At 33.3% G+C, this 26339-nt stretch carries 29 protein-coding genes; 17 read left to right on the top strand and 12 right to left on the bottom strand.

Features of this window, described 5'->3' with window-relative positions; translation table 11 throughout:
• Positions 1-35: 35 nt before the first annotated feature.
• Genes T478_RS07045 through T478_RS07030 form a run of 4 tightly spaced genes read left to right on the top strand, consistent with a single transcriptional unit; the run spans position 36 to position 2992 of the window.
• The gene (locus tag T478_RS07045; RefSeq protein ID WP_048106470.1) at positions 36-536 is read left to right on the top strand and encodes a DUF4149 domain-containing protein; all 501 of its coding nucleotides are present in this window, start codon (positions 36-38) and stop codon (positions 534-536) included.
• Positions 533-1027, top strand: a complete 495-nt coding sequence (locus T478_RS07040; RefSeq protein ID WP_048106464.1) for a nicotinamide-nucleotide adenylyltransferase — start codon at positions 533-535, stop codon at positions 1025-1027. Before T478_RS07045 ends, T478_RS07040 begins: the two co-directional genes overlap by 4 nt.
• 44 nt (positions 1028-1071) lie before the next feature.
• Positions 1072-2226: a pyridoxal-phosphate-dependent aminotransferase family protein gene (locus tag T478_RS07035; RefSeq protein WP_048106461.1), complete on the top strand. Its 1155-nt coding sequence runs from the start codon at positions 1072-1074 to the stop codon at positions 2224-2226.
• A gap of 31 nt (positions 2227-2257) precedes the next feature.
• Positions 2258-2992, top strand: a complete 735-nt coding sequence (locus T478_RS07030; RefSeq protein WP_048106459.1) for a peptidylprolyl isomerase — start codon at positions 2258-2260, stop codon at positions 2990-2992.
• Here the strand turns inward: T478_RS07030 and T478_RS07025 are convergent, their stop codons facing one another.
• Positions 2993-4021, bottom strand: coding sequence for a sn-glycerol-1-phosphate dehydrogenase (locus T478_RS07025; protein WP_048106457.1), 1029 nt, complete (start codon positions 4019-4021; stop codon positions 2993-2995).
• Positions 4022-4124: 103 nt separating this feature from the next.
• Here T478_RS07025 and psmB point away from each other — a divergent pair, with 103 nt between their 5' ends.
• Together psmB and T478_RS07015 are read left to right on the top strand one after the other, a co-directional pair.
• Positions 4125-4757 carry an archaeal proteasome endopeptidase complex subunit beta gene (gene psmB, locus T478_RS07020; protein ID WP_048106456.1) on the top strand — a complete coding sequence of 211 codons (633 nt, stop codon included), beginning with the start codon at positions 4125-4127 and terminating at the stop codon, positions 4755-4757.
• Positions 4758-4762: 5 nt separating this feature from the next.
• Positions 4763-6700 (top strand): beta-CASP ribonuclease aCPSF1, encoded by a 1938-nt coding sequence (locus T478_RS07015; protein ID WP_048106453.1) that lies wholly within the window; start codon positions 4763-4765, stop codon positions 6698-6700.
• Here T478_RS07015 and sepF read toward each other — a convergent pair.
• From sepF to T478_RS06980, 7 genes are all read right to left on the bottom strand, one after another.
• The gene (gene sepF, locus T478_RS07010; RefSeq protein ID WP_048106451.1) at positions 6692-6970 is read right to left on the bottom strand and encodes a cell division protein SepF; all 279 of its coding nucleotides are present in this window, start codon (positions 6968-6970) and stop codon (positions 6692-6694) included. The two genes, T478_RS07015 and sepF, sit on opposite strands and share 9 nt — an antisense overlap.
• 93 nt (positions 6971-7063) lie before the next feature.
• A complete protein-coding gene (locus T478_RS07005; RefSeq protein ID WP_048106446.1) occupies positions 7064-8131 on the bottom strand; it encodes a M24 family metallopeptidase in 1068 nt (355 codons plus the stop codon).
• A 42-nt stretch (positions 8132-8173) separates the two neighbouring features.
• A complete protein-coding gene (locus T478_RS07000) occupies positions 8174-9016 on the bottom strand; it encodes a class I SAM-dependent methyltransferase (protein WP_048106444.1) in 843 nt (280 codons plus the stop codon).
• Positions 9000-10232 carry a bifunctional phosphopantothenoylcysteine decarboxylase/phosphopantothenate--cysteine ligase CoaBC gene (gene coaBC, locus T478_RS06995; protein ID WP_048106442.1) on the bottom strand — a complete coding sequence of 411 codons (1233 nt, stop codon included), beginning with the start codon at positions 10230-10232 and terminating at the stop codon, positions 9000-9002. Before coaBC ends, T478_RS07000 begins: the two co-directional genes overlap by 17 nt.
• Positions 10225-11040 carry a 3-methyl-2-oxobutanoate hydroxymethyltransferase gene (gene panB, locus T478_RS06990; RefSeq protein ID WP_048106440.1) on the bottom strand — a complete coding sequence of 272 codons (816 nt, stop codon included), beginning with the start codon at positions 11038-11040 and terminating at the stop codon, positions 10225-10227. Before panB ends, coaBC begins: the two co-directional genes overlap by 8 nt.
• The gene (locus T478_RS06985; protein WP_048107093.1) at positions 11033-11767 is read right to left on the bottom strand and encodes a phosphopantothenate/pantothenate synthetase; all 735 of its coding nucleotides are present in this window, start codon (positions 11765-11767) and stop codon (positions 11033-11035) included. The genes panB and T478_RS06985 overlap by 8 nt, the downstream gene beginning before the upstream one ends.
• Before the next feature lie 14 nt (positions 11768-11781).
• Positions 11782-12672, bottom strand: a complete 891-nt coding sequence (locus T478_RS06980; protein ID WP_342352452.1) for a pantoate kinase — start codon at positions 12670-12672, stop codon at positions 11782-11784.
• 65 nt (positions 12673-12737) lie between these two features.
• On the opposite strand from T478_RS06980, the gene T478_RS06975 reads away from it, so the two are divergent.
• Complete coding sequence (locus T478_RS06975; RefSeq protein WP_048106438.1) at positions 12738-13715, top strand: phosphate signaling complex PhoU family protein; 978 nt, start codon at positions 12738-12740, stop codon at positions 13713-13715.
• Here T478_RS06975 and T478_RS06970 read toward each other — a convergent pair whose 3' ends face one another.
• Together T478_RS06970 and T478_RS06965 are read right to left on the bottom strand one after the other, a co-directional pair.
• The gene (locus T478_RS06970; RefSeq protein ID WP_048107089.1) at positions 13716-14231 is read right to left on the bottom strand and encodes an NUDIX hydrolase; all 516 of its coding nucleotides are present in this window, start codon (positions 14229-14231) and stop codon (positions 13716-13718) included.
• A 2-nt stretch (positions 14232-14233) separates the two neighbouring features.
• Entirely contained in the window at positions 14234-15133 is a 900-nt protein-coding gene (locus tag T478_RS06965) for an AsnC family transcriptional regulator (protein ID WP_048106436.1), read from the bottom strand.
• A 115-nt stretch (positions 15134-15248) separates the two neighbouring features.
• Here T478_RS06965 and T478_RS06960 point away from each other — a divergent pair, with 115 nt between their 5' ends.
• From T478_RS06960 to T478_RS07410, 9 genes are read left to right on the top strand one after another with little or no spacing between them, the layout of a single operon-like run.
• Entirely contained in the window at positions 15249-16445 is a 1197-nt protein-coding gene (locus T478_RS06960; RefSeq protein WP_048106433.1) for an ABC transporter permease, read from the top strand.
• The gene (locus tag T478_RS06955; RefSeq protein WP_082008749.1) at positions 16438-17142 is read left to right on the top strand and encodes an ABC transporter ATP-binding protein; all 705 of its coding nucleotides are present in this window, start codon (positions 16438-16440) and stop codon (positions 17140-17142) included. The genes T478_RS06960 and T478_RS06955 overlap by 8 nt, the downstream gene beginning before the upstream one ends.
• Positions 17139-18452: a COG1361 S-layer family protein gene (locus T478_RS06950; RefSeq protein ID WP_048106431.1), complete on the top strand. Its 1314-nt coding sequence runs from the start codon at positions 17139-17141 to the stop codon at positions 18450-18452. Before T478_RS06955 ends, T478_RS06950 begins: the two co-directional genes overlap by 4 nt.
• Positions 18453-18500: 48 nt before the next feature.
• Positions 18501-19763, top strand: a complete 1263-nt coding sequence (locus tag T478_RS06945; protein ID WP_048106429.1) for a translation initiation factor IF-2 subunit gamma — start codon at positions 18501-18503, stop codon at positions 19761-19763.
• Complete coding sequence (locus T478_RS06940; protein WP_048106423.1) at positions 19756-20124, top strand: type II toxin-antitoxin system VapC family toxin; 369 nt, start codon at positions 19756-19758, stop codon at positions 20122-20124. Before T478_RS06945 ends, T478_RS06940 begins: the two co-directional genes overlap by 8 nt.
• A 35-nt stretch (positions 20125-20159) precedes the next feature.
• The gene (locus tag T478_RS06935; RefSeq protein ID WP_048106420.1) at positions 20160-20585 is read left to right on the top strand and encodes a YbhB/YbcL family Raf kinase inhibitor-like protein; all 426 of its coding nucleotides are present in this window, start codon (positions 20160-20162) and stop codon (positions 20583-20585) included.
• 40 nt (positions 20586-20625) lie between these two features.
• Positions 20626-22899, top strand: a complete 2274-nt coding sequence (locus tag T478_RS06930) for an STT3 domain-containing protein (RefSeq protein WP_048106417.1) — start codon at positions 20626-20628, stop codon at positions 22897-22899.
• A complete protein-coding gene (locus T478_RS06925) occupies positions 22899-23153 on the top strand; it encodes a hypothetical protein (RefSeq protein WP_146150876.1) in 255 nt (84 codons plus the stop codon). The genes T478_RS06930 and T478_RS06925 overlap by 1 nt, the downstream gene beginning before the upstream one ends.
• Before the next feature lie 34 nt (positions 23154-23187).
• On the top strand, positions 23188-23613 hold the full coding sequence (locus T478_RS07410) for a tetratricopeptide repeat protein (RefSeq protein WP_052433945.1): 426 nt from the start codon (positions 23188-23190) through the stop codon (positions 23611-23613).
• On the opposite strand, the gene T478_RS06915 is transcribed toward T478_RS07410, so the two are convergent.
• Positions 23614-24786 (bottom strand): PQQ-dependent sugar dehydrogenase, encoded by a 1173-nt coding sequence (locus T478_RS06915; RefSeq protein ID WP_048106415.1) that lies wholly within the window; start codon positions 24784-24786, stop codon positions 23614-23616.
• A 355-nt stretch (positions 24787-25141) separates the two neighbouring features.
• Here T478_RS06915 and T478_RS06910 point away from each other — a divergent pair, with 355 nt between their 5' ends.
• Positions 25142-25435: a hypothetical protein gene (locus tag T478_RS06910; RefSeq protein WP_048106412.1), complete on the top strand. Its 294-nt coding sequence runs from the start codon at positions 25142-25144 to the stop codon at positions 25433-25435.
• Here T478_RS06910 and T478_RS06905 read toward each other — a convergent pair.
• Positions 25432-26304, bottom strand: a complete 873-nt coding sequence (locus T478_RS06905; RefSeq protein ID WP_048106410.1) for a prohibitin family protein — start codon at positions 26302-26304, stop codon at positions 25432-25434. The genes T478_RS06910 and T478_RS06905 overlap by 4 nt on opposite strands.
• Between the last annotated feature and the right edge of the window lie 35 nt (positions 26305-26339).

The raw sequence follows: 26339 nt of genomic DNA, 5'->3' as shown, positions 1-26339 counted from the left end.
TTAAGAGTCAAATAGAGTTCTAATCATCAATTGTCATGGCATTAGAGCAAGCATTACTAACATGGATTCACATTACAAGTGCTGCAATATGGGTTGGTGGTTCCTTATTCATAGGTGTAGTATTTGCACCAATTTTAAAAAAAATGTCAATGCCTGTTGAAGAAAGAATACAATTGATGGTGCAAGTTGGAAGACGTTTTAACAAACTTGCTTTACCTGCGTTATTCATTTTGATTGCAACAGGAATGTATCAGGCACATCTTGTGTTACAAAAATCTGATATCTTGTATGAAACCAGTTATGGTCATGTTTTAATTATTAAAATGATCTTAGTTGCAGCCTTGTTAGTTCTATATGCTGTTCATGTAAGAATAATCAGAAAAGATGTTGAAGACAAAATTATTGCTAAAGAAATGCCTCAAGAACAATTACAAAAATTAAGAAAAAAAATTATCATACTAGGAGAGGTAACCGTTGTCTTGTCTATCATAATCTTGTTCTTAGCAGCAGTACTCAATGCTGGTGGACAGTTATGATTGGATTTCTAATAGGCAGATTTCAACCATTTCACTTGGGACATTTAGAGGCAATAAAATTTGCATTATCAAAAGTTGAACATCTTCATGTTGGAATAGGAAGTTCAAACAAGAGTCACGAAAAAAGAAATCCCTTTACCGCTGATGAAAGAAAAAAGATGATTTTGTCATCTATGAATAGTGAAATAGAAAAAAATGTGTCACTACACTACATTCCTGATGTTGATGACCATTCAAAGTGGACTCATCTTGTTGATGAGACAATTCCTCAATATGATGTAGTTTTTTCAAATGATGACTTTACACATGAGCTTTACGGTAAACGAGGAAAATCCATAATTGCTGTAGATTTGAAATCCCGCAGTGATTTGTCTGGAACTAACATACGAAATCTTATACTAACCGATCAAAATTGGAAACAATTCCTCCCTTCGGGAACTGTAGAAGTTTTAACACAAATTGATGCAAAAAAACGGTTGGAAGATCTTTAATTATAAATAACCTTCAAACAGGTCAAGCTTAGGAGAAATTAAATTTGGAATATCTAGTTATGTTACCTGGTCCAACAAACGTACCAGAACGTGTTACACGTGCAATGGTTACTCCATCAATTAACCACAGAAGCGATGATTTTGTTGAACTATACGAAGAATGTGTAGATAACACAAAAAAAATATTTGAAACAGAAGGAGATGCAGTTTGTCTATCTGCTTCTGGTACTGGTGCAACAGAATGCTCTGTTGTAAATTTAGTCAAAAAGGATGACAAAGTAATCATTCCTGTTAACGGTGAATTTAGTACTCGTTTAGCACAACAAATTGAATGGGCCGGCGGTCAGGCAATTAGAATTCAAACTGAACCAGGTGTTAATGCAACTTTTGATCAAGTAAAAGAAGCATTTGATAACAACAAAGATGTTAAAGCATTCTATTGTGTATGGAATGAAACATCAACTGGAACTATGATTAATTATTTGGATAGAATTAAAGATCTAACATCAAGAAACGATTCTTACTATGTTTTAGATGGTGTATCTATTGTCGGTGGTGAAGAACTTCACATGGACAAATGGGGAATTGACATTGCAATGACTGGTGCACAAAAAGCATTTGCATGTCCACCAGGAATCTCACCAATTTGTATTAATGGTAGAACTAGAAAATACATGGAAGATAATCCACCTAACACAATGTACTTCAATTTACCAAGATACTTCAAATATTATGAAGAAGCAAAACATACACCTTTCACTCCTGCATTACCTGTACTATACGCATACAGAGAAGCAATGAGAATTATTCTTGAAGAAGGAATGGAAAAAAGAATTCAAAGACATAGAATATGTTCAGATGCATTATACTCTGGACTATCTGCAATTGGATTAACACCATTTGCAGACGAAAACTCCCGTTCTACTGTTGTAATTGCATTAAACTATCTAGATGGACTAGAAGATAAAATCTTCAGAGATACACTTGCAAAGAAATTTAGAATTCTAGTTGCAGGTGGATTTGGAAATCTAAAAGGCAAAGTTTTCAGAGTTGGTTGTATGGGTGAAGTTGATCGTTATCATGTAATGAGATGCATATCTGGAATTGCATCAACATTATCAATGATGGGATACGATACCGACACTCAAGCAGGTCTAAAACTTGCTGAAGAAAAACTAAAGCCATTAGAGTCGCTCTAACTTAATATAAGGAAATTCAAAATCGACTACGTTGACATTCAAAAAAGGACAATTAATTTTACTTGACTACACCGCTAAGATCAAAGATAGTGGTGAAGTTTTTGAAACCACAAATGAAGATGATGCAAAAAAACACTCCATCCATGATCCTAACATAAAATATATGCCAAAATTAGTTTCTGTAGGAGAAGCTTGGGTTCTCAAAGGACTAGATGATGCTTTACCTGAAACAAAAGCAGGTGAAAAAAAGACAATTGAAGTTTCAGCTGAGAAAGGATTTGGTGCAAGAGATAAAGGTAAAGTTAGAATGATTCCTCTAAGAAAACTTGGGGAAGATGCAGAAAAAGTATCAGTAGGCGATACTGTTGAAATTGATAACAAAAAAGGAATTATTCGTTTTATTGGTTCAGGTAGAGTTCAAATTGATTATAATCATAGATTTGCAGGAAAAACAATCGTATATGATGTTGATATAAAAAAATCTCTTGATTCAGATGACGACAAAGTAACTGAAATTTTAAAATCAAGACTGCCAGTAGAAAATGATAAAATTAATTTCAAAAAAACTGGTGGTGTAGTAGACATTACAATACCTGAAGAAATTTACAGAGCAGATGGATTAGCAATAATCAAACACTTTACTCAAATGGACTTGTTCAAATTTGTTCCAGCCCTAACTAAAGTAAACTTTGTAGAATCATACGAGAATAAAACAGCCAAAAAAGAAGAAAAACCAGCAAAACCTGCTGAAAAAAAATCTAAGTAATTAGAGAACGCCTGTAGTTTTTGCAAGCTTTAATGCATCTTTCTCAGTCATTTTAACTTCTTTTAGTATTGTATATCTCTCAGGTCGTAATGATTGTGCTATGACCATTGCTTTAGCTAATGTTTTTGGTTTTAATCCAATCTCTTTTGCTGTTGTTGGTGCACCAGATTTTTTTAGTGTCTTAACAATCTCCTTCCAATTTTGTCCTTGCAGTTTTGCAATCATTATGGAACCAATACCACATTTTTCTCCATGTAATCCAATTCCAAATTCTAAATGATCAATTGCATGTGAAAATAGATGCTCTGCACCTGAACAAGGCCTGCTGCTTCCAGCAATACATGATGCAACTCCTGCACTGATTAATGCTTCAACAATAACTCTAACATCTATGTTCTTTTTTGAAAAATTCTCAGCACTTTCAATTAGTATTTCTGCACTCATTGAAGCAAGATTTGCTGAATATCTTCCATAATACTCCCCTACTTTGTCACGACCTAACTCCCAATCATGAACCGCAGTTACCTTTGCCATCAAATCTCCACATCCACTTGCAAGTAATTTTCTAGGAGCCTTTTTGATTATGTCCAAATCTACAAACACGCCAAGTGGTGCAGTTGCTACTAGTGAGTGTGGTTTATCCCCTCTTACTGAAACAAATGGGCTTGCAATTCCATCATGAGAGGCAGAGGTAGGTATACTGACAAATGGTTTTTTCAGATTAAATGCACATAATTTTGCAATATCTACTGAACGTCCTCCTCCTAAACCTATGATAATATCACTTTTTGTTGATTTTACCTTTTTTTGAATCGTAGCTGTTTCCTTTACTTGATTTGATTTTGCTAGATGCCATACAGCCATTATCTTTGAATTTTTTAATGATTCGTCAATCTCTTTTCCAATTATCTTTTTTACATTTTTTCCTGAAATTATTGAAACTTTTTTTGGGTTGGAAAGTGATCGTAAAAATTCTCCCACTTGTCCAATGTTTTTTTCACCGACAACGATCTGTCTTGGGAGTTCCATTGTATGCGATTTTCCACTCTTCTTGCTCAACACTTCGTTCTTATGACAAAGTTATTTAAAAGGGTCTAATATCATTGATATTATCTCAAAACGAGGTTATCTTATGTCAAACAATGTAGAAGAAAAAATATTACACGGAACAACCACTGTAGGTATCAAGGCTACAGACGGTGTTGTCTTATGTGCTGATATGAGAGCCAGTGCAGGATATTTTATTGCAAATAATAATACAATGAAAATTCAAAAAATTGAACAACATGTTGGTCTTACATTAGCAGGTGGTGTAGCAGATGCACAAAATATTGTCGATGTATTACGTTATCATGCAAATTTACATAGAATTCAAAACCAAGAACCAATTCCAGTTAACTCCTTAGCAAGACTAACCTCTTTAATGTTCCATCAAAATAGAGGTTATCCATTCATTGCAGACATCTTAGTAGGTGGTGTTGATGCAAAAGGTCCTTCATTATTTAATATCGACATGTTTGGATCTGTAGAAAATAAAAATTATGTAACAACTGGTAGTGGTTCTCCAGTTGCATATGGTCTGTTAGAAGAAGAATACAACAAAGACTTGACACTAGAAGATGCAAAAGTTGTTGCATTACGTGCAGTCAAAGCAGCCATAACACGAAATATTGGAACTGGTGACGGAATCAACGTAGCATTGGTTGATAAAAATGGATTCCGTCTTTTAACAGAAGAACAAAAGAAAGCAGTACTTCCTCTTTAGAATAATTGCAAAAAAAACAACAGCAGCAAGCAGATCAATCTAGTCAGAATATAATGGCTACCATACTGACAAGTATACCCAAAGATGCAAATGTCACAAAAATTGATTATGAAGGACCTCGTATTGCTCTTTATACAGACAAACCACGTTTCTTGATGGAAAATAATGAAATAATTTCCAATCTTGTAAATCAAATTAAAAAACGAATTGTAATACGAACAGATGAGAAAATTAGAAAATCTGAAGAAGACGCAAGAAAAATTTTAGACGCCTTAGTTCCAGATGATGCAGGATTAGAAGCTACATTTTTTGATACTGCAACTGGTGAGGTTTCAATTGAAGTAAAAAGGCCATGGCTATGTCAAAGAAATGCTGAGGAGTTCAATCATACTGAAGTTACTGAACAGACTGGTTGGAGACTAAGAATAAGAAAATCAACTACAAAGCCATCAAACACAATAAAATCAATCAATTATCAATTAAAAATCTCATCAGCAGATAGAGCAAAACAGCTAAAATCTGTTGGAGAAGAAATTTTCAGACCTAGACTTGTTCAAAAATCCGAAGTATCCTTGCTAACATTAGGAGGATTCGGGCAAGTTGGTCGTTCTTGTATGTTATTGACTACGCCAGATAGCAAAGTTTTGATTGATTGCGGTGTTAATCCGGGTGCTCGAACTCCATCTGAAGCATACCCTCGTTTGGATTGGGCCAATATTTCATTAGATGAGTTAGATGCTATTGTTATTGGACATGCACACCTAGATCATACGGGATTTCTACCTGTTTTAACAAAATATGGGTACAGAGGACCAATCTACTGTACAGAACCTACTCTTCCTATGATGAACTTAATTCAATTAGATGCAATCAAGGTTGCAGGTGCACAGGGGCGTACCCCAATGTATGCTGAAAGAGATGTTCATCAAATTATGAAACAAACTATTGGTTTGTCATATGGAACTGTAACTGATATTTCTCCTGATATCAAACTTGTATTGGCAAATGCTGGTCATATTTTAGGTTCTGCATCATGTCATTTCCACATTGGTAATGGTGATCATAATTTTGTTTACTCTGGTGATATCAAATATGGAAAAAGTATGCTTTTAGAAAGTGCTGATACAAGATTCCCACGTGTAGAAACCTTACTGGTAGAAAGTACATACGGTGCAAAAGAAGACATCCAGCCTACAAGGGAAGAAGTTGAAGGTGCATTTATCAAATCTGTAAATGAAATTCTCAAAGGTGGTGGCAAAGTTCTCATTCCAATTCCAGCAGTAGGTCGTGCACAAGAACTAATGATGGTTATTGACAAGTACATGAAATCTGGTCAGTTAATAGAATCTCCTGTTTTCATGGAAGGAATGATTCAAGAAGCAACCGCAATACATGAGGCACATCCTGAATATCTTGAAAGATCATTAAAACAAAAAATTCTAGAAACTGATGATAATCCATTTGATTCTGAATATTTCACAAATATCGAACACGCAGATGGAAGAGATGAACCGTTAAGAGAAGATACTCCTTGCATTGTTATTGCTACATCTGGTATGCTTGAAGGTGGTCCAGTCTTAGAATATTTCAGAAACTTTGCGCCAAACCCAAAAAACAAAATTCTCTTTGTTTCTTATCAGGTTAATGGAACTTTAGGAAGAAGAGTCATGGATGGTGCAAGACAAGTAACTATCATGGGTAGAGATGGCAAAGTGGAAGTTGTTACAATTAACTGTGGTACAGAAAAACTTGAAGGATTTAGTGGTCACAGTGACTACAACCAATTAATGTCATATGTACAAAGATTAAGACCAAAACTTCGTAGAGTTTTAGTTAACCACGGAGAAAGAAGAAAATCACAAAACCTCTCATCAGCAATTAATAGAATGTATAGAGTAACAACTCATTATCCACAAGTTCAAGAAGCAATAAAATTATTTTAAATCATAATCTGGTTTCCAAATTTTTACATTTGGTGGAGTCACAATAATTCTTTCTTCTCCTAATCTTGCAATGTCTGCTTCTGCATTGCGTGCAATAACATAGAGTTCTTCAACAACTTTGCGTAATTTTTCAACATCTTTTTGTGCTAATGGTGTAACTCTCAAAATTAACACCATGCCTTTTTTGATATCCTCTTTAATTGAATGCAAATCGCTTGGATCACGAATAGTAATTGCTTTCAAGTAAGTTGTATTTTCTTGCTTTTGCATGAGCTTACTGGCGATCTACACCTTCATAAACTCTTTTGATCTTAAAAAAAATTGACAAAATTTTTTGTGCGTAATTACCCTGAATAATAATGTCTAAAGTGTTAGAAGTTCTTTTGTAAATTTGTGTAGTAAGATTGGATTTTTTTGTGTCACAACTAATGAATCTTCAATTCGTACACCAAACTTTTTTGGAATGTAAATGCCTGGTTCAACAGTAATTGCCATGTTCTTCTCTAACTTTGTAGAACTACGTGGTCCAATTGTTGGTAATTCATGTACATCCAATCCTATTCCATGTCCTGTTGAATGAATGAAATATTTTCCATAACCTGATTCATCAATAATTTCTCTACATGCATTATCAACTTTTTTACAATCAATTTTTGGTTTTACCGCTTTCAGTCCCGCTTTTTGTGACTCTTTAACAATCTCATAAACATTTTTTTCTTCATTAGATATTTTTCCTATTGCAAATGTTCTTGTTGCATCTGAAACATATCCTTTGTAGCGTAATGTTAAATCAACAACAATCAATTCATTTTTTTTAAATTTTCTATTAGTTACTTGTGCATGTGGTAATGCACCATTTGGTCCACCTGCAATAATTAAAGGATTTAATGTAGAGCGATAACCAGTATCAAACATTTCATTTTCAACTGCATACGACATTAAAATTGCTTGAAGCTCTGATTCCTTCTGTCCAGCTTTAATCTTCTTCTGACAAATCCCAAACATTTCATCGATTATCTTAGATGCTTTTTTTAGAATTTTAATTTCAGCATCATCTTTTACTTCTCTTGATTTATTGAATGGCTCAATTGAACTTTTTATTTTTGGAAATGATTTTTTCAGTGATTGCATTACAGGATAATTCTGGCAATCTGTACAGACCTTTCCTTTTAGAAATTTCTTTAATGTTAACAAAGAACTCATACCACGATCAGATTGAATCACTTCACAATCAACTCCTTCTTCTTTAGCTCGTCCAACTTCTAATTCTGGTGCAATAATTGTGGTCTTTCCGTTCTTTTCTAAAATTCCAATTGCCTCTCCCCAAAATCCGGTCATGTAAAATAGATTTTCAGGTTCTAATGCAACTATCATATCACAACCTGTAATTTCTTTACAGTGTTTCAAAAGTCGTTTTCTTCTAACTTTCACACTCTAAATGCATTCTTAATCTGAATTTATGTCTGATGTCTGCTAATTTTTGGCTGTTAGAACTAGTACTTCCCATGGGAATGCAATTTTTCCATTTTTTTTGGTATACTCGAGCGTTTTGTCTTTGATCATTTCTCTAAGATTGGCTTTTTGAAATTTTGTTAAGGAATCGAACTTTTCTCTTAGAGGTTTTGACAGATGTTTTTTGTAATTATTCCAATAGTCTGAAAATGTGCCTGGACTATATTTGAAAACAAACTTCTTCACAACAATTTTCTTAAATCCTGCTTTTTTGATTGCATCTGCAAATGTTTCTTTTGTACCAAATCTATCCATCTCTGGATATTTTGGTAAGTAATCTGGGATGAATTTCTTTACTGATTCTAAAATACAATCAAAGTATGGAACATTATATTTCCCATGAACTGCAAGTGTGATTGTACCGTCTTTTTTCAATAATTTTTTCATATTTTTCAGAACTTTTTGCTCGTTAGGGAAAAAAAACAATGCATACTGACATGTTATTGCATCAAATTTTGTCTCAAATTGAACTTTCTCTGCATCTGCTCTGATGAAATGTAAATTTTTAGCATCCCCTGTCCATTTTTTTGCTATTTTAAGTGCAGATTCTGATGAATCTATTGCATAAATCTGACCTTTACTTCCAACTTTTCTAATCAGTTTTTTTGTAACAAGTCCTGTACCACATGCAAGATCTAAAACTGTATCACTTTTTTTAATTTTTGATAGTTCTAATAATTTTTTTGTTACACCAAATGGCCCGACTTCATTTTTTGCCCATCGTTTATGATAAAACGGTGCAACCTCATTCCAAACTGAAATGGTACGTTGTTTGTATTTTGTACCTTTAGATTCTTTTTTCAATGTTTTTACAAATTATTTTTGAAAGTCTTTCTTTTTTAGTTCTTGGAATTTTTGTTGTACTTTTAGAGTCAACAATAATTATCTCATTATAATTTGGATCTTTGTTATAGTTACGACCAATATCGTTTGCAACTATCATATCTGCTTTAGAGTCTTTTAATTTCTTTTTTGCACGACTAACTAATTCTTTTTTAGAAATATCAGTTTCAGCCTTGAAACCAACAAGGAAAATCTCCTTTTGTTTATTCTTGATAATGTCAATAATTTTTGGTGCTTTTACTAGTTTCACATTAATTTCCTTTTTGTCACTTTTTATCTTACTTGAAATAGCATTTTTGACTACATAATCTGATGCAGCAGCTGTCATTATTGCAATATCAAATTTTTTCTTTAGAGCCTCTTTTACCGCTTTATTCATTTCATCAACTGAATTAACTCGAATTATCTTTGCACCTTTTGGTGGTTCACTTGTTCCTGGGCCATATACCAGAGTAACTTTGGCTCCTGCAGAAATTAATTCTGATGCCAACAAGGTACCTGTTTTTCCAGAACTTTGATTTGTTATTACGCGAACAGAATCTATTTTTTCTACAGTTGGTCCTGCTGTCATCAGAATTTTCTTACCACGCAATTTTTCTGATCCACCAAATTTCTTTAAAACAAATAATAGAACATCTTCAGGTTCTGGGGCTTTTGCTTTTCCTTCAATCATTTGTGGTGATACAAAATCTATCTTTTTTCTTAAGAAATTCATGTTTTTCTTGACTGCGGCATTTTCATACATAGAACGATGCATTGCTAACCCCATAATTATTGGAATTTTTGAGCCAAATGCAACAGTAAGGACTGTAGAAATTGGTGTATCATCAATTCCTGTTGCTAGTTTTCCTAAGGTGTTTGCAGTTGATGGATATACAATTAGTAAATCAGATCTTTTGTAATCGGCTAATTCAATGTGCTCCATATCTCCAGTTAATTTTGTAATTACATTATTTCCTGTAGCCCATTTCATATAATCAGGCTTGATTAATTTTGTACTTGCATTTGACATTACACATTTGACATTTCCCCCATGTCTCATCAATAATCTTGCAAGTTCAATTGACTTGTATGCTGCAACTGAACCTGCAACACATAGAACTATATTTTTTCCAGCAAGTTCTGTACCGTGGCTATCAACTATGTCAAGTGATGGGTGTGGTAATTTTTTAACCAATCTCTTTCTCCAACTTTTCTAACTCTTCTTTTTCCATAGAAAACGTATGTTCTTCTTCAGGAAATTTCTCTTCTTTTACATCTTTTACGTATGAGTTTATTGCATTTCTAATATCCTCTGATAAATTTAGATATCTTTTTGCAAATTTTGGCTTTATTTTTTCAAACATTCCTAACATATCATGAACAACCAATACTTGGCCATCGCAATTTTTGCCTGAACCAATACCAATTGTTGGGACTTTCACACTTTCTGTAATAATTTTTGCAACATCTCTGGTAACCATCTCAAAAACAATACTGAACACTCCTGCTTTTTCTAAAATTCTAGCATCTTCTAACAAATTTACTGCATCACTACTCTTCTTTGCTTGAACAGAATATTTTTCTGCAGTCTGTGGTAGTAATCCTAAATGTCCCATAACTGGAATTCCTGAATCAACTACAGCCTTGATAATTTTTTCAATCTCTTTTCCACCTTCAAGTTTTACTGCATGTGCACCTGCTTGTACAAGTCTTTTTGAATTAGTAATAGCAGAATCCTCGTTTTCATAGGAATTAATTGGAAGATCTGCAACAATTAATGAATCAGTTTTTGCATTTTTTACAGCTGTTGTGAAACGTATCATATCATCCATTGTCACATCTCGAGTATCATCATAACCTAGCATTACCATTCCAGCACTGTCTCCGACCAGAATTACATCAACCTTATCACATAATGTTGCCATAGTTGAATCATATCCTGTTAAGACAGTAATTTTTTCTCTAGATTTCATCTGAATAATATCATTAACTGTGTTAGGCATTTTTTGCTCTCCTTTCTAGATTTTTACGAATTTCTAAAATTGACGATTTTAGATTTTTTTTGTTATCAAATGTAACCTTTCTTCCAGATTTTTTTGATTCAGAAACAAGTAGTTTCATGGATCTAGTGACATTATCTACAATCGTGACATCTGCGGTTTGGGCTGTTCTAGACAGAGGGTTTAGATCGAAGGTTATGACCTTCTTTTTTGCCTTTTTTAGAGCAATTGTTCTATCTCCATCTTCTAATGGAACCAAGACTACATCTGCAGAAAAAATTCCATTCTTATCAACAATTCTTCTAGCACTGTCTATTCCTTTTAGTTTGGCAGATTGTTTTTTGTCCATTCCTAAAACCTGTTTTGCACCTGATTTTTTCAAAATTTTTGAAATTGCTTTTTTTCGTTTTTCACTTGAATAAAACAAATTTACTTCTATCTTTGAGTTTGTTGTTTTTGCTAATTGTATAATTTCTTTTGGACAAAGTGCAGCAAAATTACCATTAACAGAAATTACAGAATTCTGTGCCTGATTCAACATGTATGCTGCAGCCTTGATGGCATTTTTTGCAGATTTTGTAGTTTTTTCACCAATAAGATAATCAAATGCTTCACCTCTCCCATGAGCTAACAATCCTTCTTTTGCTACTAAATTATTAACAAAACCATTAACCAATTTTTCTCTAGTTTGAAGAGATAGATATCGAGGATGAGACTTTGGAATATTCATATGCATCAAAAAATTTATTGTAATCTGGCACCAGAATTGTCAATTTTTGATGTAATTATTAATCCATCATCAAATTGTTTGAGAATTTCTTTTACTTTATTTTTTTCATCTTTTGTTACTAATGAAAAAATTGTTTCACCAAATAACGCAACACCACATTTTATTCCATTTTTATGTAAAAGATTGATTACCTGATTCATTTTTGGCGTTATAACGTTAACATATTTTGCAAATTTTACTGACATATCCTGAAATTCTTCAGTGTCATTACTTTCAATTAGTTTTTTCACCATCTTTCCTCCTAAACCGTTAATTGATGAAATTTTTTCTTTAAGAAATTTTTTTGTTGAAATTGGATTAAAACAAATTATTATAACATCATGCTTGTCCATCGAATTCATTTTCTTTACTTCACCAATACCTGGTGCACCAGGTTTCACTCTAATTTCAAATCCTCCATGATATGATGCCAAAACATCTCCTAATCCTGTTTTACAATCTATTTCAACATCGTGTGCAATTTGTGCCACTTGAATTTTAGATAGTTTACATCCTAACGCATCATTTAATGCAATAGATAATGATAACGCAACTGCCGCACTACATCCAAACCCATATCCTACGGGAACATCAATTTCATGTGTTACATCAATGAATTTTTTATCTATAGGAAATTTACTAAGTACTAATTCTGATACACGCATATCTCCTGATTCAAAACCATTCACTTTGATTGAGAAATTTGAAATGTCATGTTTTGTTTTCTCTCTAACTGAAACTGTAGTTTTGACGCCTTTTTGTATAGAAAATCCTGCCCCAAGAGAACCTAACTGCTTGGAATCCTCTTTGTCTAATTCTGCCTTGAAAAAACCTGTAATGTGTGCAGGACAAAATGCTGTCGCCATTATGATCAAACCGACATAGATGGAAAATATTAATACTTGGCTTAAATAGTATAAATTAGTATAAATTGACCACGTTCACACGACGCCTACAAAAGATTGGAAGTAGCATTTTGGTATCATTGCCCAAAGAATGGATTGATGCAAATAATTTGGATAAAACTAATCAAGTTGAGATTGAAACAAATCAAAACAATCTTTCTATCAGGACCCAACTAAGTAAAAGACCTTCTAAAGAAATTGAAATTTCATATCCTTTACCAAAAGGAGAAAGTATTGTTCCAACAATTACCGGCGCATATCTTTTAGGTTATGATATCATTAAAATTGTCAGTAAATCCCCTATCTCAATTGCTGATAGAGAAAGTGTACGTGGTTCTATGAGAAGATTGGTGGGAATGGAAATTATTGATGAAGATGCAACAAACATTTCTGTTCAATTTTTACTTGATGAAACATCTGTAAACCCACAAAATATCTTAAAACGAATGAGTTCAATTGCACTTGGAATGTTTACTGATGTTGTATCCTCTTTGGAAAGTGGCGATAAAACAAATCTTGAAACTATCTCAAATCGTGATGCAGAAATAAACAGACAATATTTTCTTCTTGTTAGATTAATTCGTAGTACCATTATGGATACTAGATTAGCAGGTATTTTTAATCTTGAAAATATTGATATTCTTGATTATAGAATTGCTGCAAATACACTTGAAATAGCTGGTGATACTGTTGTTGAGCTAGCTGAATCTTTAATTAAATCAAATCTCTCTAAAACTGAATTAAAAAAATTACATGGATTCACAAAAGACATGCCTGAAATACAATCCAAATCAATTGATTCTTTTATTTCTAATGATAGATCCCTTGCAATTAATGCAATTACACTACAAAGAAACAATTCTGCAAAAATTTCTAAAATTCGCTCTTCTTTAGAAAATAAAAAACAAATTTCACTTGCATTGTTTGATCTTATCTATATGTTTGAAAAGATTTTACAATCTTGGTCTGATATTACTGATTTGGTTAAACCAAGTTACAAATAATTATAGTAATTTTTTCTTTGCAGCATAAATCATTACTGCACAAATTGTTTTGGAATCAATAATTTTTCCAGCTTTAATCATTCCAATTAATCTTTTAATATCCATTTTTACAACTGTGATGAACTCATCATTATCTAGTTTCAAGTCAAACTCCTTTTTTGTTCCTGATGCAACAAAAATGTGAATTTCCTCTTTGTTATAGCCTACTGAAGGGAAATATGAGACTAATTTAGTCATCTTTTTGGCCTTGTAGCCAGTTTCTTCTATAATTTCCCTATATGCACAATCAATCGGTTTTTCTCCTTTTTCCAAAGTTCCAGCTGGAATTTCTAAAATATATCCGTGAGGGAATCTATGTTGTTTTACTAAAAGCACTTTGCCTTTTTCATCAAATGCAAGCATTGCAGCAGCTCCTGGGTGTTCGATAACTTCTCGTCTAACTTTTCTATGTTCTACTTGCATATGATATGCATTTATTTCAAACAATTTTCCTTTGTACAGTTTTTCTTTTTTCATTTTTAATTTACCTGAGAAAGATGTAATGTTTGTGACTTTGTTAGCGTTTCTAATCTTTTTTCTAACCATTTTTCAGGCATATCTATTTTTTTTGGAATAAATAATTCAGTTGTTATAGTTCCTTCTACTTTAGCCACTCTTTCTGTCATTTCATCCATCTTGAAAATACTTTCACTATACAAAAATAGAACAACTTGATTTTTTGCTAAGAATGGTGTCATTAGATAATCTTCTCCAAACTCATCTTCAAATTTCTTGAGCATTTTTGGAATATCCTCTTGTGTCATAGCTACTACTGCATAACATAAGAAACCCTCAATTTTGCTAGGATCATATATGAGTGTAAACTGAATTGATTCGTTATTTTGTAGTTTTTCTAATCCTCTGTTAATTGTTTTTGTTGATAATTCAGTATCTTTTGATAACTGCTCAATTCTTTTTCTAGGATCTTGTATTAACTCATTCAGAATTTCTAAATCTGTTCTAGTAAGATTATGTGTAATTTTTGTATTATCTGCTTCAAAAACTGACATCACACGTACATCTTCCATTAATTTCTGCAACAACTCAATTTTTTGTTGCATATCTTCTTTCACTATTACACCAATAACTGTAATTCCACCAACACATGGAACAATTGCAAATGGCATTCCAGCTAACTTTACATTTTTTATAATTTCTTTTTGGTTTTGACTATTTACTACAATGTAAAACATGTTTAATCCCAACAGTGGTGGTTCAACTTTAAGACAAAATTTTTCTATGATTCCTAACTTTTCCATTTTGTTAATCCTTGAACCAACTGCTCCTCCGGAAATTCCTAATTCCATCCCGATTTGTCTATCTGGTTTCCTGCAATTATTCAGTAATCGACTGAGAATTTTCATGTCTAAAATGTCCAATATGTCAAGTAAATAGTATGTTAATCTAATAAATCTAGCCTTTTTAGGTAATAATGTCCTAAATGTTAGCACTATAGCTGATCAGTATTATATATTCGACATTTCATAGTAGAACATGGATTATAGGGTTAATCTAGCAGCTAGAATGCTTGCAAACAAGAGAGGTAGTCTAATTGGTGCTGTTCTTGCTGTATCAATTGGAATTTTAGTAATTCATGTTAATTTTGTAATTTTTCAGGGAATTTATGATGCAATTATTCGTGATATGACTGATTACAGATTTGGTGACATCTTTGTGAGTCATGAAGAAGAAGCAACAATAGAAAGATCTCATGTAGTTTATACAAATTGGTTTGAAAGAGTACCGTTGGTTCAGTCCGCGACACCCCGGCTTTCGGGCAGTGCAGACATAGAATTTAGAAGCATGGGAAAATTTAATGAAGAATTTGATGTTCCAGTAGTAGGTGTAGAACCTGTATCTGATATTCTTGCATCAAAAATTCATACAACAATTAGTGAAGGTCAGTATGTCTATGCTAGAAATTCAATAGTAGTCGGTGAAACTGTTGCAGAAGATCTTGGTGGTGTAAGAGTTGGTGATAATCTTAAATTAATTATGACAAACCAAGGAGGAGAAGAAGAATCAAAAAGATTTGTAGTTACAGGAATTTCTAAAACAGCTGGTGGACAAGGATTTGATACTAGTGTCATAATTCACATTGATAGTTTGAGAAGTCTACTTGATAGACCAGATGAATCAAATTCTATCTTTGTAAAACTTAATGAGAAAAATCCAGAGGCAGCACTTGATATTAGAAAACAATTCCTAGCCGCATATGCAAATGATGATCTAAAAGCGCAAACAATTGAAGAATCTGCTGAGGCAACACTCAAAGGATTCCGTTCTGGAATTGCAATGATTAATCTAATTGGATACTTTGGAATGGGCTCTTCTGCTTTTGCAATTGTTACTATACAAATGATGCTTGTAAATAGTAAAACTAGAGAAATTGGTGTCATGCGTGCAATTGGTGCAAAAAGAAAGGATATTCTAATGGTCTTTATTTTACAAGGAATGATTATTGGTGCAATTGGTGCAGGTGCAGGAACCGGAATAGGATTAGCATATACAACATATGCAAAAGAAACCAATATGCAATTCGGGGGAAGTTTAGCACTTGAGGTAAATTATAACTGGCCAAAAATTGCAGAAACCGCACTTTTAGCCTTTTTCTTAGCAATGCTTGCTTCAATATATCCCTCTTATAGAGCGACTAAACTACAACCAGTGGAGGCTATGAGAAATGTCTGATATTGTTTTAGAACTACAAAATGTTTCAAGAATATTTGGTGAGGGTGACGCTCAGGTAAAGGCATTAGATGACGTCTCATTAAGTATTAGACGTGGAGAATTTGTTCTAATAGTTGGAAGTTCAGGTTCAGGAAAATCTACATTGCTAAACATGATTGGCCTTCTGGACAAACCAACAAGTGGAAAAGTAATTTTAGATGGAAAAGAAACTACCACTCTAAATGATGGGCAGGTTTCACAATATAGAAATGAAAAATTAGGATTTGTTTTCCAATTTGCTAATTTACTTCCTGATTTGACCGTCTTAGAAAATGTTATGCTTCCACAGCAAATACAGAGAAGTTCTGAGGATGTACGCCAAAATGCAACTGATTTGTTGATTAAAGTTGGATTAGAGGATCAAATCCACAAACGTTCTAACAAAATTTCTGGAGGACAAGCACAAAGGGCTGCAATTGCTAGGGGATTAGTAAATCGCCCAACCATAGTTTTGGCTGACGAACCAACAGGAAATCTTGATTCAGTGACAGCTGGAAAAGTTGTAAAACTAGCAAAAACAATGGCCAAGGAATTGAATCAAACTTTCATAATTGTTACACACGATAAGCACCAATTCCCAGATGTTGACCGAATAATTACAATTAAAGATGGTAAGGCATTCAGTGAAGAAGAAACTACAATGGAGATAACTGCATGAACAAATTCGTTATAGTGTTTTTAGGATTTTTGATGGTAAGCTCACTCACTCCTTTATCATTTGGAGAAAGACTTGGTCCAGCTGATGCACCTCTAGGTGTATTAAGAGACTTTGTGATTAGTATAAAATTCCTAGATGCATACTTTGGAACTGAAGGAAATAAAATTGAAGTTGCACCAGGTGACAAAAATGTTCCATTTACAGTGATAATGAGCAATGTGGGAACACAAGATATCACTGGAATCAAAGGAAAACTTTCTCTTCCTGCGGCATACCAATCTCCTAGTGGAAGAGGAGTTGCCATGATGGCTGACAATGATCAAAAAGCTTCAGCTGGTAATACATTTGCTTTAACATTCTTTGTTGATGTTTCAGACAAAGCACCTATCAAAGATTATTCTGGAACTATTGACCTTACATTTTCAAGATTACGTGAATCTGGTGAGCGAAGTGAAAACTTTGCTTTCACATTCAAACTAACTGGTGATAGTATAGTTAATCTCAGACCTATTTCTGGGGCTCTAACATCAATTACAAATAATGATGTGGTAATTGAAATCTCAAATGCAGGTAGTGCACCATTGAATAATGTAGATATTGTTTTACAGAACGATCAAACATCTGTTGCATCTACTTCATCATCTGTTACGAATTTAGAAAATGTAATCTTTGATCAAACACATTGGGATGTTGGAACAATTCCTCCACAATCATCTGTAACATTTTCATTGAAAGTATTTGTTCCAGAAACGGTCAAAAATGAACCATTACATCTTCCTATGACAATATCATATTATGATGCTCATGGTGAATTAGAAACTGTTACCCGAGTTACTGACTTTTACATTAATGGATTAGTTGATCCATCAATTTATGGTGTTAAGGTAATTGATTTATCTGGAAAACAAACAGTAATTGGTGAAATTCTAAATGAAGGAAATAGTGATGGATTGTTTGGATTTGTTACTCTAAAAGCAAGAGGAGACTCTAACATTAAAGAATCAACACAGTACATTGATGAAATAGAGCCTGACAGTCCTGTTCCATTCAACATTCCAATTGATTTTGAAGGTGTATCGCTAACTGGTGAGCATGACATTACAATTGAAGTTAGATACAAAGATTCTATGAGAGAAGAACACATTTTATCATATGATACAACCATTGATGTTTCCGCATTGTCTATACTAGATACAGAAGAGGGAGATTCTCCAATGGGTGCAATTGCAGCAGTAGTCATTATCGGAGCAATTATTGGAATTCTATACAAGAAAGGAAAATTGCCAATGATGAGTAAAAAATCCCAATAATCAAAATTTAATGCATAAATTAACATACTCTCGATTTGTAATTTTATTATGCATTGGAAAGATTCACTTCCTGACTCGTACGTAAAAAAATATGGTAATCAACCATGTGTGAATATTGGTACTGCTGGTCACGTAGATCATGGAAAAACTAGTTTAATTCAAGCACTAACAGGAAAATGGACTAGTGTTCATAGTCAAGAATTGAAAAGAGGAATTACAATTCGAGTCGGTTATTCTGATGCAGCATTTTACAAATGTCCTGATTGTGAACCACCAACAAATTATTCTACATCACCTAAATGCCCGAATTGTAAACAGGAAGGAGAACTAAGTAGAGTAGTTAGTTTTGTAGACAGTCCTGGACACGAAAGTTTGATGGCAAATATGTTGTCTGGTTCTGCATTAATGGATGGTGCTATTTTACTAGTTGCTGCAAATGAAAAAGTTCCACAAATGCAAAGTAAAGAACATCTCTTAGCACTTCAAACATTAGGAATTAAGCAAATTGTTGTAGTTCAAAACAAAGTTGATCTAATCACGTACAAAGAAGCAATGAGTAATTATTCTGATATTTCAAAATTCATCAAAGGTACAAATGCAGCAAAATCTCCTGTAATCCCTGTTTCTGCACAAGCTAATCTAAATTTAGATGCACTCATTTATTCAATCGAAACTGAAATAAAAACACCAGAACATGATACTAAAACATCTCCTGTAATGCATGTTTTACGTTCATTTGATATTAACAAACCTGGTTCAAAAATTACAAATATCAAAGGTGGAGTAATTGGAGGAAGTTTAACTGAAGGTCAATTTAACATTGGTGATGAAATTGAAATTAAACCTGGATTGTTAAATGAAAAGAAAAAAAATTATGAACCGTTAATCACTGAAATTGTTTCTTTAGGTACTGGTGCAGGTACGGTTGACAATGTTAAACCTGGTGGGTTGGTTGCAATTGGAACCAAACTTGATCCAAATCTAACACGTGGTGATTCATTCATTGGTTCTGTGATTGGTAAGCCTGATGCCTTACCAGAAAATTCTGATGTTGCAAAACTAAAGGTCAGTTTGTTTGATTCAGCAGTTGGTTCTGCAAGTAATGAAAAAATTGCTCCAATTAACATGGGTGAGATGTTGAGGCTAAACATTGGTACTGCACCAATTCCTGGAAAGGTTACAAAAGTCAAAGAAACTGATATTGAAGTAACATTAAGACGCCCTGCATGTTTGTTTGAAAAAAGTAATGTTGCAATTAGTAGAAGAATCGCTGATAGATGGAGATTAATCGGTGCTGGAATAATTGGTTAAGGTAATCTCTGATACTAGTTTTTTAATTCATTTTGCTACTCATAGAATAAAAAATATTGATTCTATAGAGACGGAAATTGGTACTCTATCCTTCATTGTTCCTAAAATTGTTAAAAAAGAATTAGAACATCTTGCAGGTGATCCAGATAAAAAAATTATTTCAGAACAAACACTAGATTTTATTAAAAATTTTAAAACAAATGACATTGATGGCAGTAATGCTGATGCAGCAATTCTTGATTTTATCAAAGAAAATAGAAGTATTGTAGCTACAATGGACAAAGAACTGAAAAATAAAATTAAACAATCAGGAAGTTCAATTTTATCTATTCATAATGATAAGATTGTACTTGAGAACTAGAAAACTTTATTTTAAAAATAATAGTTTAATGAATTATGTCTGATTTCTCTATCACTTGTTCGGATTTTGATGAAGGAGCAGAAATTCCAAAGAAATTTGGTTACAAATTTGAAAACGAAGAACCAAATATTTCATTTAATCGTCCGCCATCTAGCACAACAACGTTGGCATTAATCATGGACGATCCAGATGCAATGGGTGCAGTAGGGAAAGTTTGGCTTCATTGGTTACAATATCATAATCTAACTGAATCTTCTCCAGTAGAAGGTAAAACTGATTTTGATGAAATTGGTTATGGTGGACCTGCACCTCCAGATGGAAGACACACGTACGTCTTCAAAGCATATGCATTAGATACGGAATTAGAACTGAAAGAAGGTTTTTCAAAACAGGAATTAGAAGATGCAATGAAAGGTCACATTATTGCCGAGGCCAAATTGACTGGTACTTTTGCGCCATAGTGCAATAAACTGTAAATAAGTATCAAAATTGAATTGAATCATGGTATCTAATCAGAAATTATTTACAGTTGGTACTTTTGATTTTAGATTACAACACTTACTAGTAATTGGAGTACTAGTCCTTGCCGTTTCAATTGGAATGTTAATTCGCTCTGGTCCTAGCTCATACGGTTTTGAATTATTTGAATTTGATCCATTTTTTAATTTTAGAGCAACTGAATACATTTTAGATAATGGAACTGATGCTTATTTTAATTGGATTGACGAAAAAACTTGGCATCCATTCGGCAGAAATGTATCTGAAACATCACAAGTCACACTTCATCTTACAGCTGCATTTCTGTATCCAATTTTCAATTTTGGTTCATCTCTTTATAATTTCACAATACTTTTTCCATTAGTTATTGGTTCATTAACTGCAATTGTTGTTTTTGCATTTGTTCGTGTTTTAGGTGGAACTACTGCTGGATTATTTGCAGCATTAATTTTTTCAGTATCTGTTCCAATTTTTTCAAGAGGATTAATTGGTTGGTTTAAATCCGAACCACTAGGTTTATTTTTTGCATTCATAGCAATGTACCTTTTTGTTTCAGGAATAAAATTCAACAAAGGAAAAATATCCTTAATTAAATTAATCATAGCTGGATTATTTTTATCGTTAGGATTATCTGCTTGGGGTGGAATTCTGTTTTTTGTTATACCTATTGTATTATTCTATTTTTCATTACCATTCTTTAAAAATAAAGATAATTTCATAATGTGGGCAGCTCCATCATTTTCAACATCAGTAATATTATTTTCTTTAGTATTTGAAAGAACAACTACCTTCATAATTGGTTACGCTGGATTGGCACTTTTACTTCCAACAATATTCATAATTATTGCAGGTATTGTTATGAAATTTAGTAGTGAACGTGCAAAAATTCGTAATTGTGCAATAGTTTTAATCTCATTTGTCACATCAGGTATAGGTATAGCAAGTTCTGGAATTATTGGGTTACCTTCATTTAGATATCTTAACGCTGTAAATCCTTTCTTAACTACCCAGGATACTTTGACTGATTCAGTTGCAGAACATATGACTACAAGTTTATCATTATCATTTACATTTTTGTCGGTTTTTCTTATTTTTTCTGTAATTGGAATATGGTTTCTTTTCTCCAAAAAAACAATTAATCTAAAAACCGACATGAGAATTTTTGCTATTTGTAGTAGTATTGTTGCTATCTATATTAGTTCGGCATTTATTAGATTAGAATTATTTGCATCTGTTGGAATCATAATTTTAGGTTCTATTGGATTAACAATCTTAACACAAAAAATATTTGAACAGAATAAACAAAACTTTACAAAGATAATATTTCCAGCTGTAATTATTATTTTATTCATTATACCTATGACTATGCCTGAAAATAATAACTGGTTAACATGGGCTGACTTCACGCCATCTATACTAAATGGCGGTTCTTCATTCACCAATTTTTCATCTAATGACTGGAAAGATGCAACATTATGGTTAAAACAAAATACTCCTGAAGATGCAATAATTGCATCATGGTGGGATTATGGATACTGGATTACTACCTTAAGTGAACGTACAACTTTAGCTGATAATGCAACACTAATTGATTGGCAAATCAAAAAAATTGGTTATGCATTAATTACAACTCCTGAAAATTCATGGCATATACTAAAATCGCATTATACTGAGGATGTTTCACAGTATATTGGTCAAGAAAATATAAAATTATGGGGAATGATTAAAGATCCTACATTAGAAATGACATTTGATAAGTCATGCAAACAAATATTCAAAAAAGAAGCACAAGAGTTAGGTGTTCCTGAACGAAGTTGCCATCCAATTTTACAAGGAATGGATGCAGATTATGTTGTTATCTACATTGCTGGTGAAAGATTCTATTCAGAAAATTCTAACGTACCTTTCTATACTCTTGAAGGTGGAGGTGATGAAAGTAAAAAAACTTGGTTTACCGCAATCTCTAATCATCCAGTTTCTAAAATGATTGAAAATGATAATATTACTCCAACTCCATATTATATGGAAAACAGTACACTCGGATTGTTAACTCCTTTTTCAATATACAAGTATGTTGAACCTAGTACAGGTAGAGCATTTGATGTATATCAGAATGGTCTAATTCCTGTTTATGTTAATGATTTAAAATTTAAAGATCCTGAAAGTGATCCATTCTATTTAGTATATGCATCCCCAAGTTTCTACAGTCAACAACAAGGAGCTATGTCAGCAGTTTTAATTTATAAAATTAATCATGATTATAATCCTCAGAACTAATGAAATTTTGTCCTACATGTAACGACCGAATGAACGGTGAATTTTGCACCACATGTGACAAAGAAAAACTTCCGAAAAGAATAAAATTTTCAGATTATTCAAATCAAAAACTTAACAATTGTGATAAGGGGTGTGGAAAGAAAATTTACTTTGATGAGGATTTTAAAACAGAAGAGGGAAAATTCATTCCCATTGACAGGAATACAGGCAGACCTCATAACTGTCAAAAAATAAAATACAAAAAGAAGATTTAGAAATGCTTATCTAAAATTACGATAATTAATCGTGATGGGATTAACTGAAGCCGATGCAAAAGCTCTAGTAAATGAAGGGGTTCTTTCAGCAGATTATGATGAACATAAAGAGGCCATAGAATTTTACGACAAGGCTCTAAAAATTATTGAAACTTCAGAAACTTATCTAAACAAAGGAATTTCTCTTGTAGAATTAGAAAAATATGAAGATGCTGTAACATGTTATGATAAAGCAGCAACAATTGATACTAATGATTCTCTTATTTGGTACAATCGAGGTGTTGCATTGACACAATTAGAAAAATTTGATGATGCATTATCAAGTTATGAAAAAGCAATTGAGGTATCACCTGGTTACGCAGATGCATGGTATAACAAAGCAGAACTTTTGAAGCACAAGGGTCAAGATGTAGAAGCTGAAACCTGTTTTGCTAAAGTCAAAGAATTAGAAGGAGAATAATCATCTTCTTCGTTTTATTACAATAACGGCAATAATTCCTGCAATAACAATTCCAACTATTGCATATACTATAGCTAGATTATCACCAGACTCACTTGAAGTAAATTTTGTTACTTCTTCTAGCGGTGCTTCAGAGATACGAATTATCTTATCATTGTCTCCATTTGCTGTTAGTAAATACAAAACTCCATCAGAATTAATCTGCGCTGTTCGAATTCTACCGAAGTCACCTTCAAACATTTTTTCTGCACTGATTAACGAACCATCATTTGCAACATCTAACACCATCAGATGTTGTCCTCTTAACGCTCCTACCAAAAACTTTCCTTCCAAACTAGAAATTTTATCTGAATTGTAAAATATCATTCCACTTGGAGCCCACGTTTGCTCGCCGCTGTGAATAATTGGATTTACAAAACTATCATCAGATGAATCACCTACAACTTTTGGCCACCCATAATTTTTGCCCTTTACAATTACGTTAATCTCATCATGACCGTATCCCATTTCTCCAGATGGTCCGTGCTCTGATGATACAAGCATTCCATCTTCATTCCATGCAATTCCTTGTGGATTACGATGACCATAAGAAAAAATTGCACTTGAATCAAATGGATTGTCATCAGGTATGCTTCCATCTGAATTAATTCTTAAAATTTTTCCTGCCAGTGATGAAAGATCTTGTGACCATCCGGGATTAACTGCATCACCTGTTGTTATGTACAGTTTATCATCAGGACCAAACGCAATTCTACCGCCATCATGCCATGGTGCACCTGGTATGTCATCTATTACCGTTTGCATATCTACTAGTTCATCTCCATCAACTGTAAAGCTAAAAACTTTGTTTTGAAAAAATTCAAGTTCTAAATTTGTCTGGTAAATGTAAATTTTCTTGGTCTCTTCAAAATTTGGATCTAAGGCAAGACCAAGCGTTCCTCCCTCATATGATCCGCTCTTTGGGAAAGTTTGGATTACTTTGGCCTCTCCGAAATTTTCAATTTTCCATACACGTCCGTCTCTTTCTGAAAAGTAAATGTCTCCGTTTGGTGCAAAAACCATCTCCCATGGATTATTCAAGCCGTCAACTACCACATCTATGTTCATCTCAGCAAATGCTGGGGTAATCAATGAAACAAAAGCAACTGCAATCAATGGAGCAAAATGTTTCATGATTAAAAGATGCGTTTTTTGCTTAAAATCCTATGCAATTATTATACAATTTTTTTCCAATAAAATTTTCTTGCTTCATAATTCGGCGTTCAAATGAACTTTATCTCATCACTGTTTGAGGAAGTCAGAGAGAACCTCGTCTAATCTATAATCATCAGCAAATAATACAACACACATTGCCTATTTAGAATCACTCTTTTGTAATACAAGAAATCCTGAAAAGACAACGTTTGTCGTCTCTTCAGGCAGAGAAATTAATCTCCTGTTGGCGTGCAAACCAATAGAAATTATCAATTTTAATTCAAACTAAAACCTTTCTGATAACAATGAAATACTCTTTTTACCAAAGATAGGTATGGTATATGCTTGGATAATTCCAATCTCAATAGTCGCAATTTTAGGAATATCTGGCTATCTGGTGTATAGATACGTGATTTTTGACATCCTGGCAAACAGCTCAATCAATAACACCTTGAAAAGGTACAACATCAAAAAAACACAGTATGAGATTATCAAAGAGTTCAACGAAATGAAAGGTGAAACACTTTCTGATGGAGAGATTAGACGCTTAGCAAAACATTATCGTCGAAACGAACCTGATCAATTCTTGTCAATGTACGATAATTTACGAGATAGACCGAAGAACTAAGGTCTGTTATCTGTTGGAATTTCAATAAATGGAGTTGCTCCATCACCACCAGTAACTAGCGGTAGTATTCCATCCCATTTCTGAATCTTGAGCCATTCTAGATAGTATGGGTTGTTTGCAAGTGCTTGGTTGATAATGTTAATTGCTTCTGCTTCACCTTTTGCTTCGGCAATATTTGCTTCTGCAATACCAAATGATTGTGCTTCAAACTGTCTTGCTTCTACCTCAATTCTCTTCAAATCATTTTCTGCTTGTAGTGCGCGTTGTTCTGCCTCTACTTTAGATTCAATTGCTTGTGCAAATAATACTGAGAACTGGAAGTCTGTAATTGATACAATCTCAGTTGTAATGTTAAAGTCAGCAAGACGTGCAGTAATCTCATCTTGAATGTCTTGTTTTACTAGCGGTCTTTTTGTGATTAACTCTTCAGCGTTATAATTCGCAGTTACCTGTTTTACAACCTCTTCTACAGTTGGTTGAATGATACGATTCTCATAGTCTAAACCAACTTCTTTGTATAGATAGTTAACACGAGTTGGTTCCGGATGATAGTTTACTGTAATCTCAGTTGACACTGTCTGCAAGTCCTGTGATGCCGACGTTGTCGACTTTGTATACTTTAAGGTACGAACCTCAAGTGGAATAACTGAATCTTGGAATGGAACAATAAAATGCAGTCCTTCTTCTAGTGGAGGATCAACTAAATCTACAGCATTCCAGTGGAGTAGTACGCCTCTAAATCCTGCATCTACAATTGATACTGCAGAACCAACCATTACTCCTATGATAATTAAAACAATTAATCCTAAAACTACTCCTTTAGCCTTACCAAAGTTTACGTTCATTGGCTGATTCTGATACTTTGACATGTTTCAATTATGATTTTACTCTAAATATAGTATGC

This window comes from Candidatus Nitrosopelagicus brevis (assembly GCF_000812185.1).
GTDB lineage: Archaea > Thermoproteota > Nitrososphaeria > Nitrososphaerales > Nitrosopumilaceae > Nitrosopelagicus > Nitrosopelagicus brevis.
Note: the sequence above shows the minus strand (reverse complement) of the source record. Positions and strands in the feature narration are given on the sequence as shown.